Consider the following 24,564-nt stretch of genomic DNA (forward strand, 5'->3'; position numbering starts at 1 on the left):
CAAAAAATAACCAAAGGAAAAATTGATTAGAATCAATTTTTTTAGAATAAATATTTTTTATCATAAGACTAATAAATGTGCAAAGTTTGTAAGGCTTTGGCAATAATTTTCTTAATCTTAATAACGCCAACCTTCTGATAAGGAGAAGATGATGGCAACAGAAGCAACCAAACAAAATCTCGTGCTGGCGTCGTCCACGATCGCATTTACTGTATGCTTTATGATTTGGATGATGTTTGCGGTCCTGGGGATTCCCATCCAAGAAGCGCTTGGATTAAATGAAACTGAATTCGGTCTGCTGGCGGCGACACCAGTATTGACAGGCTCTCTCATTCGTCTGCCGCTGGGCATGATGACGGATAAATACGGCGGACGCATTGTGTTTTTTGTGCTGATGATGGCGACCGTTGTGCCGATTTTCTTGATGAGTTACGCCACGCAGTATTGGCAGTTTTTGATCTTGGGTCTGTTTGCAGGTCTGGCAGGCGGTTCGTTCTCGGTGGGTATCGCTTATGTCGCCAAATGGTTCAAGCAGGAGCGTCAAGGCTTTGCCATGGGTGTGTTTGGTGCGGGTAATGCAGGTTCAGCACTGACTAAGATGGTAGGCCCTGCGATCATCGCGTATGGTGGCTGGCAGTTCTTACCAAAAGTCTATGCAGGCATCATGCTGGTCACTGCCATTGGTTTTTGGTTCTTATCATTTGACAAAAAAGAACACCACACCGCAAGCAATGTCAGCGTAGCTAGCCAATTGGCGGTGCTAAAAGACCCGAACGTATGGCGTTATAGTCAGTACTATTCTATCGTGTTCGGTGGTTATGTCGCCCTTGCTCTGTGGATGACCAAATACTATGTCAATGAGTATGGATTTACACTTCAAACAGCGGCATTCCTAGCAGCGTGCTTTAGTTTGCCTGGTGGCGTACTGCGGGCGCTGGGTGGCTGGCTGTCGGACAAATACTCAGCCCATACTGTAACATGGTGGGTACTGTGGGCGTCATTCTTGTTCTTGTTCATTCTGTCTTATCCGCAAACAAGCCTTATCGTACAAACCGTTGATGGTGAGCGCGCCTTTAACATCGGCCTAAATTCTACTGTCTTTACTGTCTTGATTTTCCTGTTAGGCATTGCCTTTGCTGTCGGTAAAGCGTCCGTGTTCAAATACCTATCGGACGAATATAAAGACAACATGGGTGCGGTCTCTGGCGTGGTCGGTCTGGCAGGGGGCTTGGGCGGATTCATCTTGCCCATCATGTTCGGCGCGGCGGTGGACATTACAGGCGTGCGTTCATCAGCGTTTATGATCATGTTTGGCGTGGTGTGGGTGAGCTTGATCTGGATCTACATCTCGGAAGTTAAGCCTAAGATGGAAGAAGGTCATCAAGCTATTCTAAAAATGAAAAACCAAAAATAAGCATGACTGATATAGGCAGACAATCTTTATGGGTTGTCTGTTTTTTTATTGTCTAAATAAATTCATCTACCCCCAAAGTATCATAGTTGGCTGGGTTTGTCAGTCATTAGGATAAGCGAAATTTTGCGCAAATCTGTCTACAATGTCAATCATCAAAAATCCTTAACTTTAATCAATCCAAGTGAGTGATCTGCAGATCGCATCATTCCCAAAAGGGGGAAATATGACAAATAAAGAACTAAAAGGCGGGGGCGTGATTCACGACTGGCGACCCGAAGATGAACAGTTTTGGGAAAATGGCGGTAAGCAGACCGCCAGTCGCAACCTATGGATTTCTATTCCTGCTCTACTGCTAGGCTTTGCGGTGTGGGTGATTTGGTCGGTGGTGGTCGTGCGTATGCCTGACGCTGGCTTTAATTTTACCAAAGATCAACTGTTTTGGCTTACCGCCTTGCCTGCCTTATCAGGGGCGACTTTGCGGATTTTTTATTCGTTTATGGTGCCTGTGTTTGGTGGACGGCGGTGGACGGCTCTGTCCACGGCAAGCCTGCTTGTTCCCATGCTGTGGATGGGCTTTGCTCTACAAAACCCCAATACGCCATTTAGTGTCTTTGTCATCATCGCCCTGCTTTGCGGATTGGGTGGTGGTAACTTCTCGTCTAGTATGTCCAACATCTCGTTTTTTTATCCCAAATCCAAGCAAGGCACGGCTTTGGGGCTAAATGCAGGGCTTGGCAACTTAGGCGTCTCTACCGTGCAGTTTGTCGTGCCTGCGGTCATCGGCTTGTCAATCATTGGCACGGGTGTTACGCTTGATAACGGCAAGACCCTGTATCTGCACAACGCTGCCTTTGTATGGGTGCCGTTTATCGCTTTGATGGCGATACTTGCGTGGTTTTTTATGAATGACTTATCGTCCGCCAAAGCGTCTTTTAAAGACCAGTCTGTCATTTTCAAACGCTATCACAACTGGGTTATGTGCATCCTATATCTTGGCACGTTTGGCTCGTTCATCGGCTTTTCGGCGGCGTTTCCCATGCTTATCAAGCAGTCTTTTGCCGATGTTGACCCGCTAAAAGTCGCTTTTTTGGGACCGTTAGTGGGGGCGATGTTCCGTCCTGTTGGGGGTTGGCTCGCTGACAAGATGGGCGGGGCTAGGGTGACGTTTCTTAACTTCATTGTCATGGCGGCAGCGACCGTTGGCGTGATTGTCTTTTTGCCAAAAGATGGCACAGGCGGTAGTTTTGCAGGGTATTTTGCGTGCTTTATGGTGCTATTTATTACCACGGGTATCGGCAACGGCTCGACGTTTCGCATGATTCCTGTCATCTTTCGCACCCTGCACGAACGCAAAAACTCGCCCGACCTTATCAATGTCGCCAGAAAAGAATCGGCGGCGGTGGTCGGCTTTACAGGGGCGTTCGCTGCTTATGGTGGGTTCTTCATCCCTAAGATGTTCGGCTGGTTCGGGGCGAACAGCACGCTTATCATGCTTATTGTCTTTTATGTGATTTGCCTTGTGGTTACATGGTGGTATTATAGCCGTAAAGGGGCCCAATATCCGTGCTAATCGCACCATAAAGACGTCAAAAACAGCTCTCCATGGGCTGTTTTTTGTTGCATTAAAGATACAAAACAAATCTTAAAAAGATTTATAATATCGTCATTCAATCTATAAGGTATCTGGTATGACCGAGATTATTTTGGGCATTTGTTTGGGTATTGGGCTTGCGGCAAGTACGGGCTTTCGTGTGTTTGTGCCGTTATTTGCCATGTCTTTGGCGGCGTATTTTGGGATTTTGCCGTTAGGGGAGAATTGGCTGTGGCTTGGTAGCATGACCGCGCTGATTATTCTAGGCGTGGCGAGCGTCGTGGAGTCGCTAAGCTACCTTGTGCCTGTCGTGGATAACCTGCTAGATACCATCGCTGTGCCACTGGCAGGCGTGGCTGGCACCATCGTCATGGCGTCTAGCTTGACCGACCTAAGTCCTGCGGTGACGTGGGCGCTTGCCATCGTGGCAGGTGGTGGTGCAGCGACAGCCGTTAAAACCACATCAGCTGCGACTCGTGCTGTATCGACCGCCACGACCGCAGGCACTGCCAATCCTGTCATCGGACTGGCTGAGACGGGTACGGCGATTGGACTGTCAGCATTGTCCATCTTTGAGCCTGTGGTAGCAGCGGCTGTAGCGGTGATTGGGTTGATCGTATTCATCTGGGTGATGATGAAGCTAAAAAACCGCCTATCGGATGACACCAAATAATAATCACAAAACTAAAAAAGCGCTCACTTCCGAGCACTTTTTTATTATTTAAAATACCGATCATCTAAACACATGTGGCACGAACAGGCTCGTGTCCTTGGTGATGGCGGTATAATCTTCGCGCACGCCGATGCCTGCGGCACTATGTCCGACGATCCAGCTGCCGATGAGCGTATGCATGGTCTGACCTCTGGCGTTGACGAAAGTCGGTAGAGTATGCGCCTGCTGATAGACGTGACCTTCTTTGCCGTAGATGCCATCGGTGGTCTCGATGCCTGCTGAGGTGTGCAGGCTGACGTTTGCGCCTTCACGAGAGAAGAAAGGTTTTTTGACAAAATCCCCGGATAAGCGACTCTCATCCAGATAGGCAGGCAGTAGATTTGGGTGGTTTGGGAACAGCTCCCACAGCACCGCAAGCAAGGCTTTATTGCTAAATAACAGCTTGTAAGCAGGCTCGATAAACTGTGTGCCACTGTCTAGAATGTGCTTGCCAAAGTCTTCTTCAACCAGCCATTCCCACGGGTACAGCTTGAACAGCTGACGAATTGGCGCATCATGCAAATCGACGAATTTACCATCTGATGTGCGATGACCGATGTCATGAATGTCAATAAAACGCGTATCAAGACCAGCTTGTACCGCCACGTCCTGTAGGTAGCGCGTGGTGATGTAGTCCTCTTCGTTGCTTGCGACAGCGGTGAAGTATAGAGGGCTGTCGCCTTTTAGCGCCTTGAATTCGACCATTAGCCTTTCGTGGATGCTGTTAAACTGATCAGCATCGGCAAGCTCGCCACTTCTGGCTTGTAGCCAGTACCACTGCGCGACACTGCCCTCAAAGAGAGAAGTTGGCGTATCGGCATTATACTCGTACATCTTGGGCGTGTTCGTGCCATCATAGCACAAGTCAAAACGCCCGTATAAATTCGGCTCTTGTGCCTTAAAACTCGACTCAATCAATGCGGCCGCGACATCATTTACGCCGAGACGAGCATAATCGCCTGTCTGCACGACGTGTCTGGTCGCGGCAAAATACATCTGATGCAGCTCTTCGGTAACGCGCTCAATCTCATCAATCTGCGCTTCGCTAAAGACATAACAGGCATCTTCTTGCCAGTAGTTGCCATCGACACTGTGATAATCAAAGCCGATGCGAAGCATCTCATCTTGCCAATTCGGACGTGGGGCGATATTAATTCGCTTCACGAAGTCGCTCCCACGCTTGATGATTTGGCTGTGCTGCCAAAACCACTGCGGTTGGTGGTTTGGTTTTGATTTTGTGCTTGATTGCTTTGATAGTTTTGGGTGCTTTGGGCGGCACTTTGACGCGCGCCAGCTGCTTGACCACTCTGAGCAGATTGCGCTTGGTTGGTGGCGGCTGGCTGCTGTGTCATGGTGGGGGTTTGCGCGTTTTGTGATGCATTTGCCACGCGGTTATTGGCAGCCTTGGTGGCAAGATAACCCGCCGCTGCACCTGCTGCTGCACCCGCTAAGAGTGCGCCACCTGCGCCCATACCACCCTCAGCGCTCGCTTCACCTTCGGCGGCTGCTTGCTCATCTAGTACGGCAGTCGCATCGCCTTCAAGCTGTGCAGCGGCGTTGTTGAGCTGTTCTGCTTCTGCTTTGGCTTGTGCGGCGGCCAGACGTTCTTGGGCAGCGATAAGTTCACGCTCAGCATCTGCCAAGGACTGCTCGCTGGTCTTAGGTGCTTCACTTGGTGCAGGCGCACAGGCGGACAGACCTAGCGCGCCAACACCTAGAAGCACCAGTGAGATATTTTTGGATGATTTACGAGTTTTGTGGTTCATTGAAATAGACTGCCTTAGTTACCAGAATTTAAAAAGGGTGATCAAATCGCACCGATAATGATTATTATGCGGATAAATGAGTGATTTTACAAGGAATTTTTGGCATAAATGCTGTCTGTTGATTGCCAATATATTCCCCAAAACGCCAAGTCATGCTATAATCTGGCTGATTTATGTTTTTAATTTAACCCCTTGATGCGGTAATATCTCATGCCTGATACTCATTCCAAAAATGTCGCCAAAGTAGGTTTTTTTGGTCGTCTATGGCAAGGTTTTTTGACGACGGTCGGCACAGAGCGTTTTTTTAATATTTTCTCCCCATGGGTGAAATGGCTTGCGCTTATCGCTGCGGTACTGCTTGGCATCGGTACGGTATGGGGTTTGGGATTTGCACCACCTGATTATCTGCAGGGCAACAGCTATCGTATTATTTTTATTCATGTGCCGGCAGCCAGCCTTGCCATGAGTATTTATTTTGCGCTCGCGGTGCTTGGGGTGATTTTTTTGGTGTGGAAAATTAAGACTGCCAACATCGTCGCTCAGGCGATCGCCCCGATCGGCTTTGTGTTTTGTATACTTAGTCTTTTGACAGGTTCGATTTGGGCGAAGCCAACTTGGGGAACGTACTGGGTGTGGGATGCGCGACTGACCTCCATGCTGATTTTGGCGTTTTTGTATGTTGGGGTGATGGCGCTGTTTTCTGCCTTTGAGCACAGTCAGAATCGCGGCAAGGCAGCAGCGATTCTATCGATCGTGGGTGCGGTGAATCTGCCCATCATCAAGCACTCGGTGGAATGGTGGAATACGCTACATCAAGGCGCGACTTTCACCGTGACGAATGCGCCAAAGATGTCAGCGAGTATGTGGGTGCCATTGCTTATCATGCTGCTTGGCATGTACTTCTTGGTGGCGGCACTTGCCATCTATCGTACCAATTCACTGATCTTGGCTCGTGATTATAATAAATCATGGGTGCAAAAACTCATTAACAAGCCAGCCAACCCAAACTAAACAACAGGGGAGCAAGCGATGAAACCATATTTTTCTAATGTCAGCGACTTTGTGCAGATGGGTGGTCATGGCGCGTTCGTATGGGCGTGCTACAGCATTACCTTTGTGGTGATTGCTGTGTTGATTTGGCATGCGATCTCTGAACGTACGTCAACCATCGTTCGACTGCAGCGCCAAGCCAATACCACCAAAAAAACCGATCGCCTAACCAATAAACAGCGCAAAGAATTAGGCACTGGTGCACCACGCTAACCACCTTTTAAATACACTTATAAAGACAAAGAATCATGAATAAAGTTCGACAAAAAAAGCTCATGTGGGTCATCTCCATGCTCGTTGGCGCGGTGATTGCCGTTGGTTTGATTCTATACGCCATTCGCCAGCAGACGGATTATTATTTTGACCCGACAGCCATCGCAGCAGGTAAAGCCCCTGAAGAAAAGCGCATCCGCGCCGGCGGTATGGTCGTTGCAGGCAGCGTTAAGCGCGATCCTAGCGACCAGCTTAACGTTCAATTTGAGATCACGGACTACAAAGAAGTCGTGCCTGTGACTTATCGCGGCGTATTGCCTGATTTATTCGCTGAGAATTCAGGCATTGTGGCGACTGGCGAGCTAAAAGATGGCGTGTTCGTTGCATCTGAAGTACTTGCTAAGCATGATGAGAATTACATGCCGCCAGAAGTCGCCAAATCGCTCAAACAAGAACACGCCGAACGTGGTGCAGATGTGAGCGGTGAACAGTTCACGCCTGCTGTGCCGATGTCGGAGATTGATGAGCGTAACGCTCAAAAATAATGCACTTAAAAATCGTAATGATATTAGTTGTGAAGATTTAACCATACCAACAAAAAACCCTTTGATGACCAAAGGGTTTTTTGTTGTGATTAAAGCTTGGAGAATTACCAGCCTTTAACCACACCGTCTTTAAATTGTTTCTTAGCTTCGGCTTCTACTTCGTCAGTTTGGTATGCTTTGACGAAGTTTTGGACGGCTTCTGAGTCCTTGTTGTCGCTGCGTGCTACGATGATGTTCACATACGGCGAGTCTTTAGCTTCAACGAATACGCCATCTTCAGCGGTCAGACCTACTTGACCTGCGTAGTTGTTATTCACAACCGCCAGATCCACATCGTCCAGTGCACGCGCGGCCACAGAGGTATCAACTTCTTTGATAACAAGGTTTTTTGGGTTTTCAACGATGTCAAGCGAGGTTGAGAATAGATTGTTGATGTCTTTTAGCTTAATTAGACCTTGTTTTTCAAGCAAAATCAACGCACGAGCTAGGTTTGATGGGTCATTTGGCACAGCGATGGTAGCGCCATCTTTTAGCTCATCTAGAGATTTGATTTTCTTGGAGTAGCCTGCCAATGGGTACACGAAAGTATTACCCACGATGACCAGATTGTCCAGCTTCTTCTCAGAGCTGTCTTTGTCAAGATAAGGCTTGTGCTGCATGGCGTTCGCGTCTAGATCTCCATTTGATACCGCGGTGTTCGGTAGGGCGTAGTCGTTGAATTCTACATATTCAACGGTCAGACCGTATTTTTCTTTGGCGACTTTGGCGGCAACTTCTGCCACTGCGTGCTCAGGGCCGCTCATGACGCCTACTTTGATGGTTTGTGCGACTTGGTCAGTGTCAGCAGGCGCTGTTGTTTGCTCTGCTTTTTTGTCGCCGCCACAGCCTGCAATTGCGATGCTAGAGGCTAGAACGCATAGACCGAAAAATTTATTTAATTTCATGATGATGCTCTTTAATTCACGATGGATCGGTTAAACTGAGGTTGAATGAAATAAGGTTGCATATACAACTGTGTGCATATTAAACCATAAATTCGCTTAATAATTCAATATGCACCGATAGCTTAATTTAGAAATTTATTATTCAATTTTGGAAAATAGTCAGCATTTATCGATGATCGACTTTCTCAGCCAATACATCGCCAGCTTTTTGGCAAATCATCACAATCGCTACGATGATGATGGTAGCGATCCATTTAACATAAATCATGCCACGATGTTCGCCGTAGCTGATGGCGAGATTACCAAGACCACCGCCGCCGACCACGCCTGCCATCGCCGAATAACCGATGAGCGAGACGAGCGTGAGCGTGATGGCATTGATGATCATCGGCAGGCTCTCTGGCAAGTAGTATTTGCTGACGACTTGCCAATGCGTCGCTCCCATGGATTTGGCAGCTTCAGTAAGCCCTGTAGGGATCTCAGTAAGCGCATTGGCGGTAAGCCGCGCAAAGAATGGTATCGCCGCCACGCTCAATGGAACGATCGCTGCAGTCGTGCCAAGGGTCGTACCCACGAGTAGGCGCGTCACAGGTAGTAGGATGATCAGCAGAATGATAAATGGCACAGAGCGACCGATGTTAATGATGACATCTAGAATGCGAAATAAAGTCGTGTTCTGTAGAATGCGACCTTTGCCTGTCAAAAACGCCAAAAATCCCAACGGTAAGCCCACAACCACAGCAATCAACGTCGCGGCTAGCCCCATATAGATGGTCTCATAGGTCGATTTGGCGACCATCTCCCACATCTTAGGATGTAGTTCGGTCATAAAATCCGTATAAATCTTATCCCACATAACCCAATACCTCCAGATTCACGCCGTGCGCCGCTAAAAATTCATTCGCCTGCATGATGGCGGTGGGACTGCCCATCACCTCGCAGATGGTAAAGCCAAACTTGACACCGCCCACATAATCCATCTGCGACGTAAGAATGCTAAATTCCACGCCATAAGATTTGCTGGCTTGTGAGAATAGTGGTAAATCGACCGAGTTGCCGCTGAACTCATACTTGACCACAGGGTAAGATTCTTCGTGGGTAGGTGTATCGGTGAGCGTTGCCATGAATTCATCTGGCAGGCCGATATGAAAAGTAGAATTGATGAATGCTTTAGCAAGCTCAGTCTTGGGATTGGCAAAAATTTCACTCACTTGACCTTGCTCGACCAACACACCGCCATCAATGACAGCCACCCTATCACAGATGCGTTTAACCACGTCCATCTCATGTGTAATCAGTAAGATGGTGATGCCAAGCGTTCTGTTGATCTGTTTTAGCAGTGCTAAGATGGCCTGTGTGGTGGCGGGATCCAGCGCGCTCGTCGCTTCATCGCACAGCAGAACCTTAGGGTCTGATGCTAGTGCGCGTGCGATCGCAACGCGCTGTTTTTGACCGCCTGATAGATTGGCAGGATAGACATCGTGCTTATCCGACAGCCCCACAAGTGCGGTCAATTCATTTACCTTCTTATGTATGTCGGCCTTGGGTGCGCCTGATAGCTCAAGCGGTAGAGCGATGTTATCGAACACCGTGCGCGAGTGCAGCAGATTAAAATGCTGAAAAATCATGCCGATATTACGACGCGCTTTGATGAGTTCGTGCTCGGATAATGCCGTCAAATCCTGTCCGTCTAGTAGAACTGTACCTGTGGTGGGGCGCTCTAGTAGGTTTACACAGCGGATCAGCGTGCTCTTGCCTGCGCCAGATGAACCAATAATCCCAAAAATCTCCCCTTGGTTGATGGTGAGATCTGTGGGTTGCACGGCGGTGAATTCGATGTTCTTGCCGTCTTTTTGGGTGTGAAATACTTTACTGACTTGGGTCAGATGTATCATGGGTGTTGTCATGTGAATGCGATGGTTAAAATAATATAAAATGTGTTAAACATTGTATTTTAACACATTTTATAAAGGGAATTTATGAAATCATCAATCTAAGCTAGTTGGTGTAATTTTGGATAAAATCATCTATCTGATCGCTTAGAATTTGCCAAAGTTTGCTTTGCGCGTACAAACTGCCCCAAGCGTTGTGCGGTGTAAAAAACACCCGCGGATGGTCTTTTAGGGTTAATAAAGGATCGTCAGCGGAGAATGGTTCGGCCTCGAAGACATCTGAGCCATAGCCTGACAGACTGCCATTGGCGATGGCATGGGCGATGGCATGACTGTCCACCACCGCACCGCGAGCGACGTTAACGATGATGGGGTTTTTTGTCATTTTGGCGATGGTATCTGCATTAATGAGGTGGGCGGTCTCCTCGGTTAGTGGACAATGCAGGCTGATCACATCGGAGGTGGCTAGAACTTCATCAAAATCAGTATAACTGTCATCTCGCGGTGCTCTGCCTTGACGTTCAGCGAGCAGTACCTTCATGCCAAACGCACGCGCGATGTGAGCGACGCTTTGCCCGATGTTGCCTGCACCAATGATGCCCAAGGTCTTACCATGTAAATCAAAAATCGGCTCACTCAACAGACAAAACCGCCCATCTGCCTGCCACGTGCCGTCAGTCGCCTGTGTGTGATAAAAAGCAGCGGCGCGCATGACATTAAGCATGAGCATAAAAGTATGCTCTGGCACGCTTACGGTTGAGTAGCCTGCCACATTCATGAGTGTGACGCCGCGCTCCTTGCACGCGTCGGCATCGATGTTGTTGATGCCTGTGGCGGTGACGTGGATGAGCTTGAGATTCGGTAGGTGTTCGATGACATCACGGCTGATGATGACTTTATTGGTGATGATGATATCAGCATCACGGCAGCGTGCGACGATGACATCGGCGCCATTGGGCGTGCTGTCATGGCGTTCATAATGGCTGACACTGTCAGGTAGGGAAAGGTCGGTTTGACTTGAAAAGGTGTTGGCGTCTAAGAATACGGCTTTCATTGTGTTGTCATGCTGATAAATATTTGCCTTAATATAGCACAATTACCACACCCATGAAGTGCAAATCCTTATCTGAACACAAAATTATCTTATCAATATTGGTTGATGTCGCCCAAATAATGCTTGGCAAAATTGACCACCTTGAAAAGTGCCAACATAGCCATCATCAAAAAGAAGGTGCGAAAATTAAGTTTTTTTAGTAGAATAATAGGTTTTTATTAAAAGTATTAAATCCATCTTTGGATAAATTAAGAGTGTTTTATGAGTCAATTTGCCATTGGTCAGCGTTATTTGTCCGATTCTGAAAGTAATCTTGGGCTTGGGGTTGTCATTGGTATGGATGATCGCTGTGTCTCGGTGTTGTTCCCGCAGTTCGAGGAGACGCGAGTGTATGCCAAAGCATCTGCCACGCTATCTCGTGTGGTGTTCTGCGTCGGGGATACGGTAAGTGACCAAGATGGCAATCAGTATATCGTGGCGCGCTGCGAAGAGGTGTCGGGCGTGATGCGCTATCATCTGACGTGTGGCAAGTCACTTATGGAGACGCGTCTGGCGGCGAATATCACACTTGCCAAGCCATTAGAGCGTCTATTGGCGGGGCGCATCGAGAATAATGAACGCTATGATCTGCGCCAAGACGCTCTAAAGCTACAAGCCATGCTGTCTCACCATCCCTTGCGCGGTCTGATCGGACCGAGGGTGGACATTATTCGCCATCAGTTGTATATCGCTCATGAAGTAGGCAAACGCCTTGCGCCACGTGTTCTGTTGGCGGATGAAGTGGGGCTTGGTAAGACCATTGAGGCGGGGCTGATTATTCACCAGCAGATCATCACTGGTAAGGCGAATCGCGTGCTGATCTTGGTGCCGGACAGCCTGCAGTATCAGTGGATGATCGAATTGAGACGTCGATTTAATTTGGATTTTGCGATTTTTGATTTGGTGCGTACGGCATCCATCAAAGAGCACAACCCTGACCAAGATGTCTTTGCAACCGAGCAATACATCATCGCGGGCATTGACTTGCTGCTTGACCATCATGACCTATATGAGCAGGCATTCGCGGCGGGCTTTGACCTGCTCGTGGTGGATGAGGCGCATCATCTACAATGGGATGAAGAACAAGGCGGCAATGATAAATACGAATTGGTGGCAGATTTTGCAGCGCACACCCAAGGTGTGTTATTACTGACTGCAACGCCAGAACAGCTTGGCGTGGAGAGTCATTTTGCACGTCTAAGACTGCTTGATCCACATCGTTTTGATGATTTGGATGATTTTATTGTAGCTCAAGAGGCCTTTGGGGATGTGGCGATGGTAGCGACTTTGCTTATCGAGGGCAAGGCATTATCTGATAAGCAAATCAATGCCGTGGCAGGATTGCTTGGCTTTGGCGTGGATCAGATCGTAGATATTAATGATAATGACAAACTTCGCACCCACGTCATTAATGAGCTGCTAGATCGACATGGTACGGGTCGTGTGCTGTTTCGTAATACGCGTGACAGCGTGGATGGATTCTATGGGCGTACCAGCATCCCTTATCCGCTGCCGCTGCCGAGCGCATGGCAAGGCACGCATTATATGCATGGTAAGCTACGCGAACAGCTGTGGGGTGAGGAGAATTATCCCGATGGTTCTTGGCTTGAGACCGATCCTAGGGTTAATTGGCTCATCAACCTATTAAAAGAACCCTTAAAGCACAAAAAAGTACTGCTCATCGCCAGAAGTGGCGCGACTATTGAGAGTCTTGAGGCGGTATTAAGATTGCATGCTGGGATTCGCACGGCTATCTTTACCGAGCAAATGAGTCTGCTTGAGCGAGATCAGGCGGCGGCGTACTTTGCTGATATTAATGGCGCGCAGATTCTGCTGTGTTCTGAGATTGGCTCGGAGGGGCGTAATTTCCAGTTCGCTCAGGATTTGGTGCTATTCGATCTGCCTGCCAACCCCGATACGTTGGAGCAGCGCATCGGTCGCCTTGATCGCATTGGGCAGATTGCCAAGATTCAGTTGCACGTGCCATTCGTGGTGGGGACTGCCCAAGAGCGTCTTTATAATTGGTATGATGGTGCGCTGAATATCTTTAATCAAATCAGCCCAACCGCGCAGAATGTCCAAGAGCATTTCATCGCTGACCTAAAACCACTACTAGAAGGTGAGAACAGCGAAGAGAATCGTGAGGCTTTGGTGAATCTTATCGCCCAAGGGTCGCTGCTGCGCGCCGAACTAGAAGAAGAGCTGCAGGCGGGACGAGATAGGCTGCTTGAATATAATTCCTGCCGTCCGAATGTCGCCAGTCGTATCGCTCAAGCCATGAGAGAGCTTGATGATGGTAAGATTCTGCCGATGTTCCTTGATCGCTACTTTGAGGCGGTGAGCATTGATTATGATGTTCAGCGTGATTATTCTTGGGTGGTGCACCCTATCGATGTGCAAGAGGTGGACATCGAGGGCATTGAATCTTTGCCTTTTGATGAAGATGGCATGACATTAACCTTCGATCGCGCTCAGGCGTTGGCTCGTGAAGACATGGATTACATGACTTATGAGCATCCGCTCATCACCAGCATTCTTGAGATGGTGACGTCTGGCACTTTTGGCAATACGCAAGTTGCCATGTTAAAGTCATCCGCCATGCCTCAGGGTATGATTTTGGTAGAGAGTCATTTTCGCGTGGAGGCGATTGCACCCAAGCATTTGAATTTGGCTGCTTATCTGCCGCAGCAGGTATTAAGAGTGCTCCTAACCGAGCGTGGCGATGATCTGACTAAGGTCGCCACCAGTGATAAGATCATGCCGCTCATTGAGCGACTTGATAAAGCTCGAGCCAGACAGGTGGTTAAGGCGCGTGCAGCACTTATTGAGGCGCAGGCTCATAAGGCCAAAGACATCGCACAGGCTCAGCTGTCTGACATAAGTGCTCAGGCGATGACACAGTTTGGTGATTATCTTAATAAAGAAATCAGTCGTCTAAAACGCCTACAGACCATCAATCCGAACGTAAGAGACGATGAGATCTTAGCGCTACAGAAGATGCTTGACCAAGGTATTTTGGCATTGGGCAACTTATCGCTCGTCCCTGACAGCATTCGCGTGCTGGTCTGCGTCAAGCCAAATTAACTTAAGCATTTTGAATATTTATAAGGAAAAATCATGCCGCACATCACCGTAGAGCTTAGTCAAGGTGTTAATATTGATGAGACTGAGCTTCTGTCTAAGCTGAATCATGCCTTATTCGCCACAGGCCAATTCAAAGAAAGTCGAGACATCAAGGGGCGCGTTCATCGCAGTGATGCCAGCTTGATTGGACTTGGTGCAGAAGATGGTGAGCATTTCGTGATTGCGCATCTTGCCATCATGCAAGGGCGCACCGATGAGATTAAGTCGGATTTGGTCTCGGTGGTGATGAACGTGCTACAGCAAGTGGTTAGCCCTAAGCTAACGGGCGTTCAATATGCCGTGAACCTGACTGAGCTGTCTTACGCCTATCAAAAGGCGCTGGTCTGATCGATGTTCAAGAACCGATATTTGTCGGTTCTTGTTTTTATTACGATGTCAAAGATAAGTGCGGTTAAATTTAAAATGGCGCATCACTTTTAATCTGTGTTATAAAGACATCACGCACTCTATGTCATTATCCAAAATGATTAAAAACCAAAAAGGATTTCCATGTCATTTGCCAAGATTTTTACTCGCTCTGTGGTTGGCTTGCACGCGCCATCGGTGTTGGTGGAGGTGCATTTATCACAAGGCATGCCGTCTTTGACCATCGTTGGCTTGCCCGAGGCGGCAGTTCGAGAGAGTAAAGATCGCGTCCGCTCAGCGCTCATTAACAGTGATTATGACTTTCCCAGTCGCCGTCTGACCATTAACCTTGCGCCTGCCGATCTGCCAAAAGACGGTTCGCGGTTGGATTTGCCGATAGCGATGGGTATCTTGGCAGCGAGCGGTCAAGTAGACGAAAGTGCGCTTGATGGGTTTGAATTCGTCGGCGAACTGGCGTTAAATGGCGATCTGCGTCCCGTCTCAGGCGCGTTGTCAGTTGCTCGCGCTGTCAAGGCAACAGGGCGAACGCTTATCTTACCCAAAGAGAATGCAGCAGAAGCGGCGCGTGTGGCAGGGGTGAAAGTCATCGGTGCGGACAGCTTGACTGCGGTATGTCGCCATTTAGATGTGGTAAGCGGTGTTAGCAATAATCAAGCGGATTTAATTGCGCTTAGCGAATCAGTATCCACGACAGCACAGACAAGCTATAAGCTTGATTTGTCCGATGTGAAAGGACAGTATCACGCAAGACGCGCGCTTGAGATCGCTGCGGCGGGCGGGCATTCGATGTTATTCAAGGGATCTCCGGGTTCAGGCAAGACGTTGATGGCAAGCCGTCTGCCGAGCATCTTGCCGCCATTGACCGACGATGAGGCCTTAGAGGTGGCAAGTATCTATTCGGTGGCGGGTATAGCTTATGAATTTGGTGTGCGTCCATATAGACAATGTCATCACACCATGAGTGCGATAGCCTTGTCTGGAGGGGGTTCACGCCCAAAACCTGGTGAGATTAGCCTTGCCCATAAAGGCGTTCTCTTCTTAGATGAATTACCCGAGTTCGACCGTAAGACATTGGAGGTTATGCGTCAGCCGATCGAGTCAAACGAAATAGTCATCAGCCGTGCTAATGCACAAGTGACCTATCCAGCAGAGTTCCAATTGATTGCTGCGATGAACCCCTGTCCATGTGGATATCATGGCGACCCATCCAATCGTTGCCGCTGTAAGCCTGACCAAGTACGCCGTTATCAAGATAAGATATCAGGACCATTGCTTGATCGCATTGACTTACATATCCATGTCCCTGCCATGCCACTAGAAGACTTGCAGAACGCACCACAAGGCGAATCATCGGATGTTGTGCGTGAGCGTGTGATCGGGGCGCGTAATTTTGCGCTAAGGCGTCAAGGCAAGGCCAATAACGAGCTAAGCCCTAGCGAGATTGATACACATATCCCGCTAGGTGCGACAGAGAAGCAACTGTTTACCACTGCTCAGTCGCGCCTTAACCTATCGGCACGTAGCTATCACCGAGTGTTAAGAGTGGCACGCACCATCGCTGATCTGTCAGGTGCAGAGCGGGTAGGAACATCGCACCTAGCAGAAGCGCTAAGCTATCGCTAATAGCAAGTCCATCAACGATAGGATCCAGAGCTCAATCTTTGATAATAAACGCGACCAAATCTCTAAACTCATCAAACACCGCATCAGGATTGTGATTGGTGATCGGTTCGCCATAATTATAACCATAGCTTAGGGCAAGGGTGGTCATGCCTGCATTCTTGCCTGCTAGGATGTCGTTCTTTGAGTCGCCAACCATGATTGCCTGTGATGGATGAACGCCTAATTTCTCGCAGATGTGCAGTAGTGGCGCAGGGTCTGGTTTTTTGACAGGTAGGCTGTCGCCACCAATGACGCAGATGAATTTATCTGCCCACCCCATCTTTTGTAGTATCTCAGGTAGGAATTGACTTGGCTTATTCGTACAGATGGCAATCTCAAACCCGCGGCTAATTAATCGCTCCAGTCCTTCACTCACGCCATTATAGGCGACCGTACCATCGTGACAATCGGCATACTCTCTTAAAAATACTTCATGCGTTTCATTTAACTTATCATTATCTAGTCCCGCCCACTCGATCGCACGCGCCACGAGCTTCAAAGAGCCATTGCCAATCCAAGTACGTACATGATCAACTCCTGCAGGCGGCTTGCTAAAGTGCGCCAAAGTCTTATCAATCGCGGCTGCCAAGTCTGGCACGCTATCGATGAGTGTACCGTCTAAATCAAAAATAATCAGTGATTTGGCCAATGCGTCTGAATTTTGCATGAATTTTCCTTATTTTCATTTAAATTGAGCAAAAATTTTCTAAAAAAGATTGTAACACAGCCCCAAGATTTTAGGATAATTTCTAGAAACTGTAACAAATTATGAATTTATGCCAAAATATTGCCTTAAATCGCTGTTAGGATAAAATATTTTTGGCTGTTTTTATTGCTAATTTAAAAAATTATCGAAAAAATCAGCACTTTTTAAGATTTTCAAAGAATCTTTAAAAGATCTCTCTGATTTGATGGTGCAAAATTTTGCCAGATTTGACTTTTTAGATAAAAAATAGCGCAGTTTTTGAAAATACCAACAAAAAATTGCAAAAATGAGACGAATGTTTCTAGAGGCGGACAGATTTTTGCAAAACTTTACATTTCACTCTACAAACACGTACAGTCATTAAGAAATATTTTGTTACTATAACTTCAACGTAAAGAGCAAAGCAAACAAAAACTCTTTGGGTCATTAAACAAACAACAAAGCAAGCGGTGCTTAACCGCATTTTAGGAGAAGTATATGAAAACTCTAAACAAAGCAATCCTAGCTCTAGGCGCATCATCAGTACTAGCAATGAGCGCAAACGCTGCCATCACTTATGGTTCAGCAGCAGCTGGTCAGCCATACGTAGGTGTTAAAGTTGGTCAAATCGACGCCGACAAAGCAAAAAATGCAACTGCCTATGGCGTGTACGCGGGTTATAACTTTGACCAAAACTTCGGTGCTGAAGTAGAGTACGTGGGTTCTAAAGATAAGAGCTACACAACTAACGGCGTAAACCGTGAGTTTGATGCCAAGACTTATGGCGCATACGGTACTTATCGTTATAACTTCAACAACACCCCAGTTTATGTAAAAGGTAAACTAGGTATTGCAAAAACTAAAGTAGAAGATCGCCGCGTTAACGGTAACTCTATCATCAAATCAGACAAAACCAGTCTAGCGGCCGGTGCAGCTGTTGGCTTCAATGCAACACCAAACGTAGGTTTTGAAGCTGGTTATAACTACCTAAACAGCGACGCTACCATGTGGGGCGTGGGTGCACACCTAAAATTCTAATCTAGCTTAAAGTTGGTAGAACAACACATAGAACAACCGTCCATTTGGGCGGTTGTTTTTTTGTTTAAAATACATCTCAGCAAATAAAAAACACCCAACCGAAGTTGAGTGTTCTTAAATATGGTGGCGTGGGGCAGGATCGAACTGCCGACACACGGATTTTCAATCCGTTGCTCTACCGACTGAGCTACCGCGCCAAAGTTTTGATTAGCTTTATTGGCTAAGTGGTGCGTATTATATATGATTTTAAAAACTTTGCAAGCACTTTTTGCACAAATTTCCAAAATTTTAAAAATTTTTCTATTTTGGGGCAAAAGTACTGATTTTACGATTTTTTTTGGGTATGATAGAGTGTTTTGAATGGCATGAGACATAAGATGAATCAGTTGAGCGTGAATTTTAATAAATTAGATGCAAATAGTTTGGCGAGTGCGCGTGATTTTGTTTCGGATTGCTTAGCGGCAGATTTTGAGCTGGTCTTTGAACAGGTACGACTGCCAAATCCGTTGGGAGGGGCGTCTGTTTATGCCTTATCAAACGGTGGCAAGCGAGTGCGTCCGCTGCTTGTATTGGCGACTTTTTTGACAGTATGCGACGAAGGGTTGGATTTGGCAGGTGGAGCGGATTTTAATATGGTGCGCCGTGCCATGCTTGCCATTGAGATGATTCACAGCTATTCTCTGGTTCATGATGACCTGCCGTGCATGGATGATGATGACCTACGCCGTGGCAAACCAACCTGCCATGTGGTCTATGGTGAGGCTACCGCGATGCTGGTAGGGGATGTGCTACAGTCGCTTGCCTTTGATGTGCTGGGCGGCGATTATTGGGGTGATACGGATGATGTCAAATTCGCCAAACTCACCAAAATTCTAGCAGCCAATGCCAGACGAATGGTGGCAGGGCAGCAGGCGGATTTGAATGGTGAACAAAAACAGCTAAGCCAAAACGAGCTAAAAGCCATCCATAAGGACAAAACAGGGGCGTTAATCGTGGCAAGCGTCCTAATGGGGGCGGTGTGTGGCGGTGCGTCTGATGAACGCATGGCAAGTCTTGGCGAGTATGCACGGCTTATCGGGCTTGCCTATCAAGTGCAGGACGATGTGCTTGATGTCGTGGCGGACACCCAAACGCTGGGCAAAATGGCAGGCAGTGATGAAAAACTGGACAAATCCACCTACGTCAAACTGCTTGGCGTGGACAATGCTCGTGCCTATGCTGATGAGCTCTTTGATAAGGCAAGAGAGCAAGTGGCAGATTTGGGCGATGGCAATCTACTTTTGCAAATGGTGGATTGGCTACAAAAAAGAGATTATTAAAAACAGGATTTTGATGTTTGGAAAATGTCAAATTTTTAGTTTTGCGATTTAAATTAATAACTTTTTCAGGCCTACCCCACCAATTTCCCCATCGCCTTTGGCACGCCCAGCCCATCACACCCTTTTTGCCAAACAAAATCGGCATGCACGGCGGTTAGGGCGTGGTTGATTTTATCATAAAGCGTTTTATCAATATTTATATCAACCAATGACAAATGCCAATGAAAATGCGTGAGCGTGTGTTTGATGGTTTTGGCGTTATTGATAGGGATGTTTGGCAGATTATCCAAAATTTGACGCTCGGCAAGGCTTGGGCGTTGGGCGTGGGTGTATTTATCGTGCATGGTTTTGGCGTGATGTAAATCATGGAGTACATTGCCTTGTTTGTCATTTATCATCAGCATGGGCAAGGCATACAGTCCGTCCCAAATGCCTGTCCCTGTGTCGCTTTGGCGTTTTATCCATAACAGTTTATCATCATATATCAGAGCAAACACGAGCGAATGGCGGTGGGGTTTGTCCGCCTTTTTGGTTTTGACAGGATAGGCGGTGGGATTGCCATCCTTATGGGCGGTGCAGTCGTCCGATAGTGGGCAAGAGATGCAAGCAGGGCGAGTGCGAGTACAGACAGTCGCCCCCAAATCCATCATCGCTTGGGCAAACTTACCGCTATCGTGGGTGGGCGTGAGCGTGTCGGCAAGCTCCCACAGTGCCTTGTCGGTGGCGGATTTGGTGATGTCGCCATCTATGCCTGCCCAGCGTGTCAGCACCCGTTTGACGTTGCCATCACATATCACGCCACGCCCACGCACGCCCATCGCCACAATCGCCCCTGCGGTGGAGCGTCCCACGCCACGCACGTTTTGCCATTCGTCCACCGTCTTTGGAAAATGCCCATGCGTGGCGATATAATCCGCCACTTGCTTTGCCCCTTGATGTAGATTTCTTGCCCGAGCATAGTAGCCAAGCCCTGCCCATAGGTTTGCCACATCGTCCCAGTCGGCAGCTGCCAAATCTTGTACAGTGGGGAATGTATCCATAAACCGCCCAAAATAACCCAAAACAGTGGCGACTTGGGTTTGTTGAAGCATGATTTCAGACAGCCAAACGGCATAAATGTCAGACGTGTCGGCATGATGATATTGCCAAGGCAAGTCATGGCGACCGTGCGTGGCAAACCAAGTAAGCAGGCGTGGGGCAAAAGTAGTGTGGTTCATGAGATGATCTTTTTATCAAAAAAAACCTTCATGGGGATGGTGCGCCAATTTTCATCAGGTAAATGAAAAATTTTTGAAATTTCAATCAGATAAGTTCCATGTTTAGGTGTGAACTTTGGTATAATATCAGGCATGAGACATGTATTTTTTGTGATTGTATTTTTGTTGTTGTCAAGTCATGCGCTGGCGAATGTGGCAAGTGTGCAGGCGAGTGGGTTTGTGCAGGGCTTTAATGATGTTTTTGGCGAGTGTCGTGGGCATTTTTATGATGGTCAGGCACCCATGCTGACCGGCACACGTGGTCAGAACTTGAATAGGGAGTTGGATGCGCTGTGCTTTGAAGGTTTTGCGGTGCTGCATTCTGGCGTGTCGCGTACGCCGCTTTGGTCGGCAGAACGCTTGACTAGAGAGCGTATTCAGAATGCCAGAACCTTGGCGCGGACGGACAGTTTTCGCAGTGAGAGCCGTTTGCCGCATGGTAGACGTGCCGAACTTTCTGATTATAATCGCTCTGGGTTCGATCGCGGGCATCTGTCACCTAATGGTGATATGGCAAATGCTAATACACAGTACGAGAGTTTTAGCTTGGCTAACATCGCGCCGCAAAATGGCACGCACAACCGCAATGTGTGGCGGCACATCGAGACCACCACGCGCAACCTAACCACCAAATATGGCGACGTGTATGTGGTGACGGGCGTGGTTTTTGCCACCAATAAAGTTGAGCGTATCGGCGGACGCGTGCTGGTGCCGAGTCATTTTTTTAAGGCGGTGTATTTGCCAAGTCTGAATCAGGCTGCGGTGTATTATTCTCCCAATGCCGAAAGCTCAAGCTATGAAGTCATCAGTCTAAGTGAGCTGACACGGCGCACTGGCATGAATGTATTCCCTGCTTTGCCGGTCCCTGTGCAGGATTATGCTTACGATCTGCCACGCCCGAACGAAAAAGGCGAGATCGCACCAACTGGCATTGATATGGATAAGATTGATCTGACGACTGGCAGTGGCTGGCTGTTGCTTGGGCTTGAGATTTTTAAATATTTTATTAGTAGCATCAACCAAGCTTAGGAGGATTGATGGATATTTTTAATAATGATCATGAGGTGCTAAGCGTGGGCGGTCTGACCATCGAGAACCACGTTGGACAAATCACCATTTATGGCGATCTAAACATCGCTCCCAATGAGACAGGACGCAAGCAGGCTAAGTTGCTTGCGGATTTTTTTGGTAAGCTTGCTCAGGCGACCAAAGATTTTGATCGTGACGACAGCTCAAATTCTAATCTGACCGCTCAATCCACCGAGAAAGTCGATAATCCTTTCATGAGCTGATGGCATAACAGTTATAAAAAACCAACAAAAAACGCCAATTGCCTACAGACTTAGTGTTTGCTTTTGATTTTTGGCTTGGTTATAATGGATTTACACTTGTACTTTACTGTGTTTTAAAGGAGAATTCTTATGAGACTAATAACTAAATTCATCGCAGCGACCGCAGGTCTGACCCTAGCGAGCATGGCTTTTGCCGCTGATCCTATCGTTGGTAATTGGCAAATGAGTGAGAACGGTCAGCCAAAAGCCGTCGTAAAAATCACCGAATCGGGCGGTAAGTTCTCAGGCGTGGTCATCTCAGGTCAAACTGAAAAAGCCAAACAATATGTTGGCAAAACTGTCATCCTAAATGCCGAAAACCTTGGCGGTGGCAAATACAAAGGCAAAGCCAAAGACCCACGTTGGGGCATAATTCCTGCTGTTAACGCGGACATCACTCTAAATGGCAACAAGCTAACTCTAAAAACACTAAAAGGCTCTCAAGTCCTAACGCGCAAATAATAGCTTTCGCCCATAAAAAACGCACTTAACTCAAGTGCGTTTTTTGTTTATAGTGCATTCTCGTCAAGTTCGCCGGTGCGGATGCGTACGACATTCTCAAGCGGTGTTACGAAGATTTTGCCATCGCCAATTTTACCGGTATTGGCAGCCTTAATGATGGCTTCAATGATCGAATCGACCATATCATTAGTGCAGGCGATTTCAATTTTAATCTTTGGCAAAAAATCAACCACATATTCTGCACCACGATACATTTCCGTATGGCCTTTTTGGCGACCAAAGCCTTTAACTTCAGTGATGGTGATGCCATTAACACCAATCTCAGAGAGAGTTTCGCGGACGTCGTCTAACTTAAAGGGCTTGATGATTGCCGAAATTAATTTCATGATAAATCCTTGGCGGTCAATGCTGTGTTAGTAAATGATGGGTGAATTATAACGCCAAATTTCATAAAAATCCAATGTTCATCGCGCCAATTTCTGCTACAATAAGGGATAATTTGGACTATCAAATAGAGATGTTGTGATGCAACAAGCGAATTCTTTAGATGTGATTATCGGGCTTGGCGGTTCGGGTTTGTCCGCGGTGAATTTTTTGTGTGCCGAGGGGCGACGTGTGGCGGTGATGGATGAGCAGCCCGCCCCAAGCCTCGCTCCAAAGTTGCCCGAAGACGTCCAGACAGCATTCGGTGGCATCGATGAGGCGTTGTTGTTATCTGCAAATCGCATCATCATTAGCCCAGGGGTCGATCCTCGCCATCCTGCCATCCAATCGGCAAAATCTGCAGACATTCCTGTGCTAAGCGACATTCAACTGTTCTGTGATGCATTACATGCGCGTGATGAACGTACGGGCAAGCGTACGCCAATCGTCGCCATCACAGGCTCGAACGCCAAATCAACAGTAACCACCCTAGTCGGCGAGATGGCCAAACAGGTCGGTAAAGTCGTTGGCGTAGGCGGCAATATCGGCACACCGGCACTTGACTTGCTTGCCATTGACGGCATGGATCTGGTGGTGCTTGAGCTGTCTAGTTTCCAGCTAGAGCACGTCAGCCATCTGGGTGCATCTGTGGCAACCATCTTAAACATCTCTCCAGATCACTTAGATCGTCACGGCGACATGACGGGTTATTTGGCTCAGAAATTGCGAATTTTTGACGATGCTCGTGCGGCGGTCATCTGCCTAGACGATACAGAATTACAGGCGTCTTGCCAGCAAGTATTGAGCGATCATGGTGTATCTGAGGCAGCTGTGATTACCACGAGCGGCGTTATCGATTGTGACTGTCATGCTGATTTTTGTTTGGTGAAATCAGAGGGGCGGATTTATCTGTGCTGCCGAGGCGAACATTTGCTGTCTGCTGATGAGCTATTCATCAAAGGTAAGCATAACCTGCTAAATGCGCTGTCAGCACTGGCACTAGGTCAAGCGGTAGGTCTTGATATGCCAAGCATGATCGCAGCATTGAAGGCATTCAAAGGACTGCCTCATCGCTGTGAGTATGTCGATGAGGTGGCAGGTCGAGCTTATTTTAATGATTCAAAAGGCACTAACATCGGTTCAACGCTGGCCGCCATTGATGGCTTGGGTGCGGTCTATGGCGAGCGTTCATTAGCGATTATCTTGGGTGGTCTGGGTAAGGGTCAGGACTTTAGTGAGCTTGGCGCAGATATTGATAAATACGCGCATTCGGTCTATCTGATCGGCGCGGATGCAGGCGTGATCGAAAAGGATCTGTCAGCGACGTCAGGCTTATCTAAGCGCATTCAGCAACTTGGTACATTGCAGGCAGCGGTGGATCTAGCAAGCCAAAGCTCGGCCAAGGCAGTGCTGTTATCTCCAGCTTGTGCAAGTTTTGACCAATTCAAAAGCTATGGCGATCGCGGTGATAAGTTCGTCTCGATGGTTAAGGCTTTGGCATAACCAGTATTGTCGGTACAGCCATCCTTCGGGGTGGCTTTTTTATTTTTCATGACTTGCAGCTTGTAATTTTAGAACTTTTGTAACAATTCATAAATTTGATGAAATTTTCTTTGATTCATCAAAAAGTGGTTTATAATAATACGTTTAATTTTTAG

The 24,564-nt window shown here is 47.6% G+C and carries 24 protein-coding genes and 1 tRNA gene; 15 read left to right on the top strand and 10 right to left on the bottom strand.

The features are described 5' to 3' along the window. The first annotated feature begins 151 nt into the window (after window positions 1-151). The 3 genes from DYD54_RS01765 to DYD54_RS01775 all read left to right on the top strand — a co-directional run bounded on the left by DYD54_RS01765 (window position 152) and on the right by DYD54_RS01775 (window position 3,678). On the top strand, window positions 152-1,414 hold the full coding sequence (locus DYD54_RS01765; RefSeq protein ID WP_063513512.1) for an MFS transporter: 1,263 nt from the start codon (window positions 152-154) through the stop codon (window positions 1,412-1,414). A 223-nt stretch (window positions 1,415-1,637) separates the two neighbouring features. Beyond that, complete coding sequence (locus DYD54_RS01770; protein ID WP_063513513.1) at window positions 1,638-2,984, top strand: NarK family nitrate/nitrite MFS transporter; 1,347 nt, start codon at window positions 1,638-1,640, stop codon at window positions 2,982-2,984. A 118-nt stretch (window positions 2,985-3,102) separates the two neighbouring features. Beyond that, window positions 3,103-3,678, top strand: coding sequence for a DUF4126 domain-containing protein (locus DYD54_RS01775; RefSeq protein WP_063513514.1), 576 nt, complete (start codon window positions 3,103-3,105; stop codon window positions 3,676-3,678). 60 nt (window positions 3,679-3,738) lie between these two features. On the opposite strand, the gene DYD54_RS01780 is transcribed toward DYD54_RS01775, so the two are convergent. Both DYD54_RS01780 and DYD54_RS01785 read right to left on the bottom strand, forming a co-directional pair. Then, entirely contained in the window at window positions 3,739-4,881 is a 1,143-nt protein-coding gene (locus DYD54_RS01780) for a glutathionylspermidine synthase family protein (RefSeq protein WP_063513515.1), read from the bottom strand. Then, window positions 4,878-5,483 carry a hypothetical protein gene (locus DYD54_RS01785; protein ID WP_063513516.1) on the bottom strand — a complete coding sequence of 202 codons (606 nt, stop codon included), beginning with the start codon at window positions 5,481-5,483 and terminating at the stop codon, window positions 4,878-4,880. The genes DYD54_RS01780 and DYD54_RS01785 overlap by 4 nt, the downstream gene beginning before the upstream one ends. A gap of 210 nt (window positions 5,484-5,693) precedes the next feature. On the opposite strand from DYD54_RS01785, the gene DYD54_RS01790 reads away from it, so the two are divergent. From DYD54_RS01790 to ccmE, 3 genes are read left to right on the top strand one after another with little or no spacing between them, the layout of a single operon-like run. Further along, window positions 5,694-6,494, top strand: coding sequence for a heme ABC transporter permease (locus DYD54_RS01790; RefSeq protein WP_063513517.1), 801 nt, complete (start codon window positions 5,694-5,696; stop codon window positions 6,492-6,494). An 18-nt stretch (window positions 6,495-6,512) separates the two neighbouring features. After that, window positions 6,513-6,746, top strand: coding sequence for a heme exporter protein CcmD (ccmD, locus tag DYD54_RS01795; RefSeq protein ID WP_063513518.1), 234 nt, complete (start codon window positions 6,513-6,515; stop codon window positions 6,744-6,746). A 35-nt stretch (window positions 6,747-6,781) separates the two neighbouring features. Next, window positions 6,782-7,291 carry a cytochrome c maturation protein CcmE gene (ccmE, locus tag DYD54_RS01800; RefSeq protein WP_063513519.1) on the top strand — a complete coding sequence of 170 codons (510 nt, stop codon included), beginning with the start codon at window positions 6,782-6,784 and terminating at the stop codon, window positions 7,289-7,291. A gap of 104 nt (window positions 7,292-7,395) precedes the next feature. On the opposite strand, the gene DYD54_RS01805 is transcribed toward ccmE, so the two are convergent. The 4 genes from DYD54_RS01805 to DYD54_RS01820 form a co-directional block, all read right to left on the bottom strand. Continuing rightward, complete coding sequence (locus DYD54_RS01805; RefSeq protein WP_063513520.1) at window positions 7,396-8,235, bottom strand: MetQ/NlpA family lipoprotein; 840 nt, start codon at window positions 8,233-8,235, stop codon at window positions 7,396-7,398. 166 nt (window positions 8,236-8,401) lie between these two features. After that, window positions 8,402-9,064 (bottom strand): methionine ABC transporter permease, encoded by a 663-nt coding sequence (locus tag DYD54_RS01810; RefSeq protein WP_226997795.1) that lies wholly within the window; start codon window positions 9,062-9,064, stop codon window positions 8,402-8,404. Between the two features lie 16 nt (window positions 9,065-9,080). Further along, entirely contained in the window at window positions 9,081-10,142 is a 1,062-nt protein-coding gene (gene metN, locus DYD54_RS01815; protein ID WP_305887988.1) for a methionine ABC transporter ATP-binding protein MetN, read from the bottom strand. 91 nt (window positions 10,143-10,233) lie between these two features. Beyond that, on the bottom strand, window positions 10,234-11,181 hold the full coding sequence (locus tag DYD54_RS01820; protein ID WP_063513522.1) for a D-2-hydroxyacid dehydrogenase: 948 nt from the start codon (window positions 11,179-11,181) through the stop codon (window positions 10,234-10,236). A 261-nt stretch (window positions 11,182-11,442) separates the two neighbouring features. Here DYD54_RS01820 and rapA point away from each other — a divergent pair, with 261 nt between their 5' ends. The 3 genes from rapA (at window position 11,443) to DYD54_RS01835 (ending at window position 16,353) form a co-directional block, all read left to right on the top strand. After that, window positions 11,443-14,304 carry an RNA polymerase-associated protein RapA gene (gene rapA / locus DYD54_RS01825; protein ID WP_063513523.1) on the top strand — a complete coding sequence of 954 codons (2,862 nt, stop codon included), beginning with the start codon at window positions 11,443-11,445 and terminating at the stop codon, window positions 14,302-14,304. A 33-nt stretch (window positions 14,305-14,337) separates the two neighbouring features. After that, on the top strand, window positions 14,338-14,691 hold the full coding sequence (locus DYD54_RS01830) for a 5-carboxymethyl-2-hydroxymuconate Delta-isomerase (RefSeq protein ID WP_063513524.1): 354 nt from the start codon (window positions 14,338-14,340) through the stop codon (window positions 14,689-14,691). A gap of 162 nt (window positions 14,692-14,853) precedes the next feature. Further along, on the top strand, window positions 14,854-16,353 hold the full coding sequence (locus DYD54_RS01835) for a YifB family Mg chelatase-like AAA ATPase (RefSeq protein WP_063513525.1): 1,500 nt from the start codon (window positions 14,854-14,856) through the stop codon (window positions 16,351-16,353). A 31-nt stretch (window positions 16,354-16,384) separates the two neighbouring features. On the opposite strand, the gene DYD54_RS01840 is transcribed toward DYD54_RS01835, so the two are convergent. Then, window positions 16,385-17,059, bottom strand: coding sequence for a phosphoglycolate phosphatase (locus DYD54_RS01840; RefSeq protein ID WP_063513526.1), 675 nt, complete (start codon window positions 17,057-17,059; stop codon window positions 16,385-16,387). A gap of 516 nt (window positions 17,060-17,575) precedes the next feature. Here DYD54_RS01840 and DYD54_RS01845 point away from each other — a divergent pair. Then, window positions 17,576-18,115 (top strand): porin family protein, encoded by a 540-nt coding sequence (locus tag DYD54_RS01845; protein ID WP_063513527.1) that lies wholly within the window; start codon window positions 17,576-17,578, stop codon window positions 18,113-18,115. Window positions 18,116-18,236: 121 nt separating this feature from the next. On the opposite strand, the gene DYD54_RS01850 is transcribed toward DYD54_RS01845, so the two are convergent. After that, window positions 18,237-18,312 (bottom strand) — tRNA-Phe (locus tag DYD54_RS01850). Window positions 18,313-18,492: 180 nt separating this feature from the next. Here DYD54_RS01850 and DYD54_RS01855 point away from each other — a divergent pair. After that, window positions 18,493-19,434 (top strand): polyprenyl synthetase family protein, encoded by a 942-nt coding sequence (locus tag DYD54_RS01855; protein ID WP_063513528.1) that lies wholly within the window; start codon window positions 18,493-18,495, stop codon window positions 19,432-19,434. Between the two features lie 71 nt (window positions 19,435-19,505). Here the strand turns inward: DYD54_RS01855 and mutY are convergent, their stop codons facing one another. After that, window positions 19,506-20,651: an A/G-specific adenine glycosylase gene (gene mutY / locus DYD54_RS01860; RefSeq protein WP_063513529.1), complete on the bottom strand. Its 1,146-nt coding sequence runs from the start codon at window positions 20,649-20,651 to the stop codon at window positions 19,506-19,508. A gap of 132 nt (window positions 20,652-20,783) precedes the next feature. Here mutY and DYD54_RS01865 point away from each other — a divergent pair, with 132 nt between their 5' ends. The 3 genes from DYD54_RS01865 (at window position 20,784) to DYD54_RS01875 (ending at window position 22,483) form a co-directional block, all read left to right on the top strand. Continuing rightward, a complete protein-coding gene (locus tag DYD54_RS01865; RefSeq protein WP_063513530.1) occupies window positions 20,784-21,719 on the top strand; it encodes a DNA/RNA non-specific endonuclease in 936 nt (311 codons plus the stop codon). Between the two features lie 8 nt (window positions 21,720-21,727). After that, the gene (locus DYD54_RS01870; protein ID WP_063513531.1) at window positions 21,728-21,982 is read left to right on the top strand and encodes a histidine phosphatase family protein; all 255 of its coding nucleotides are present in this window, start codon (window positions 21,728-21,730) and stop codon (window positions 21,980-21,982) included. Window positions 21,983-22,111: 129 nt separating this feature from the next. Further along, window positions 22,112-22,483: a DUF2147 domain-containing protein gene (locus tag DYD54_RS01875; protein ID WP_063513532.1), complete on the top strand. Its 372-nt coding sequence runs from the start codon at window positions 22,112-22,114 to the stop codon at window positions 22,481-22,483. Window positions 22,484-22,530: 47 nt separating this feature from the next. On the opposite strand, the gene DYD54_RS01880 is transcribed toward DYD54_RS01875, so the two are convergent. Then, the gene (locus DYD54_RS01880) at window positions 22,531-22,869 is read right to left on the bottom strand and encodes a P-II family nitrogen regulator (protein ID WP_036365812.1); all 339 of its coding nucleotides are present in this window, start codon (window positions 22,867-22,869) and stop codon (window positions 22,531-22,533) included. Window positions 22,870-23,008: 139 nt separating this feature from the next. Here DYD54_RS01880 and murD point away from each other — a divergent pair, with 139 nt between their 5' ends. Next, entirely contained in the window at window positions 23,009-24,409 is a 1,401-nt protein-coding gene (gene murD, locus DYD54_RS01885) for a UDP-N-acetylmuramoyl-L-alanine--D-glutamate ligase (RefSeq protein ID WP_063513533.1), read from the top strand. Window positions 24,410-24,564: the final 155 nt, after the last annotated feature.

This window comes from Moraxella ovis, assembly GCF_900453105.1.
In the GTDB taxonomy this organism is placed as follows: Bacteria; Pseudomonadota; Gammaproteobacteria; order Pseudomonadales; family Moraxellaceae; genus Moraxella; species Moraxella ovis.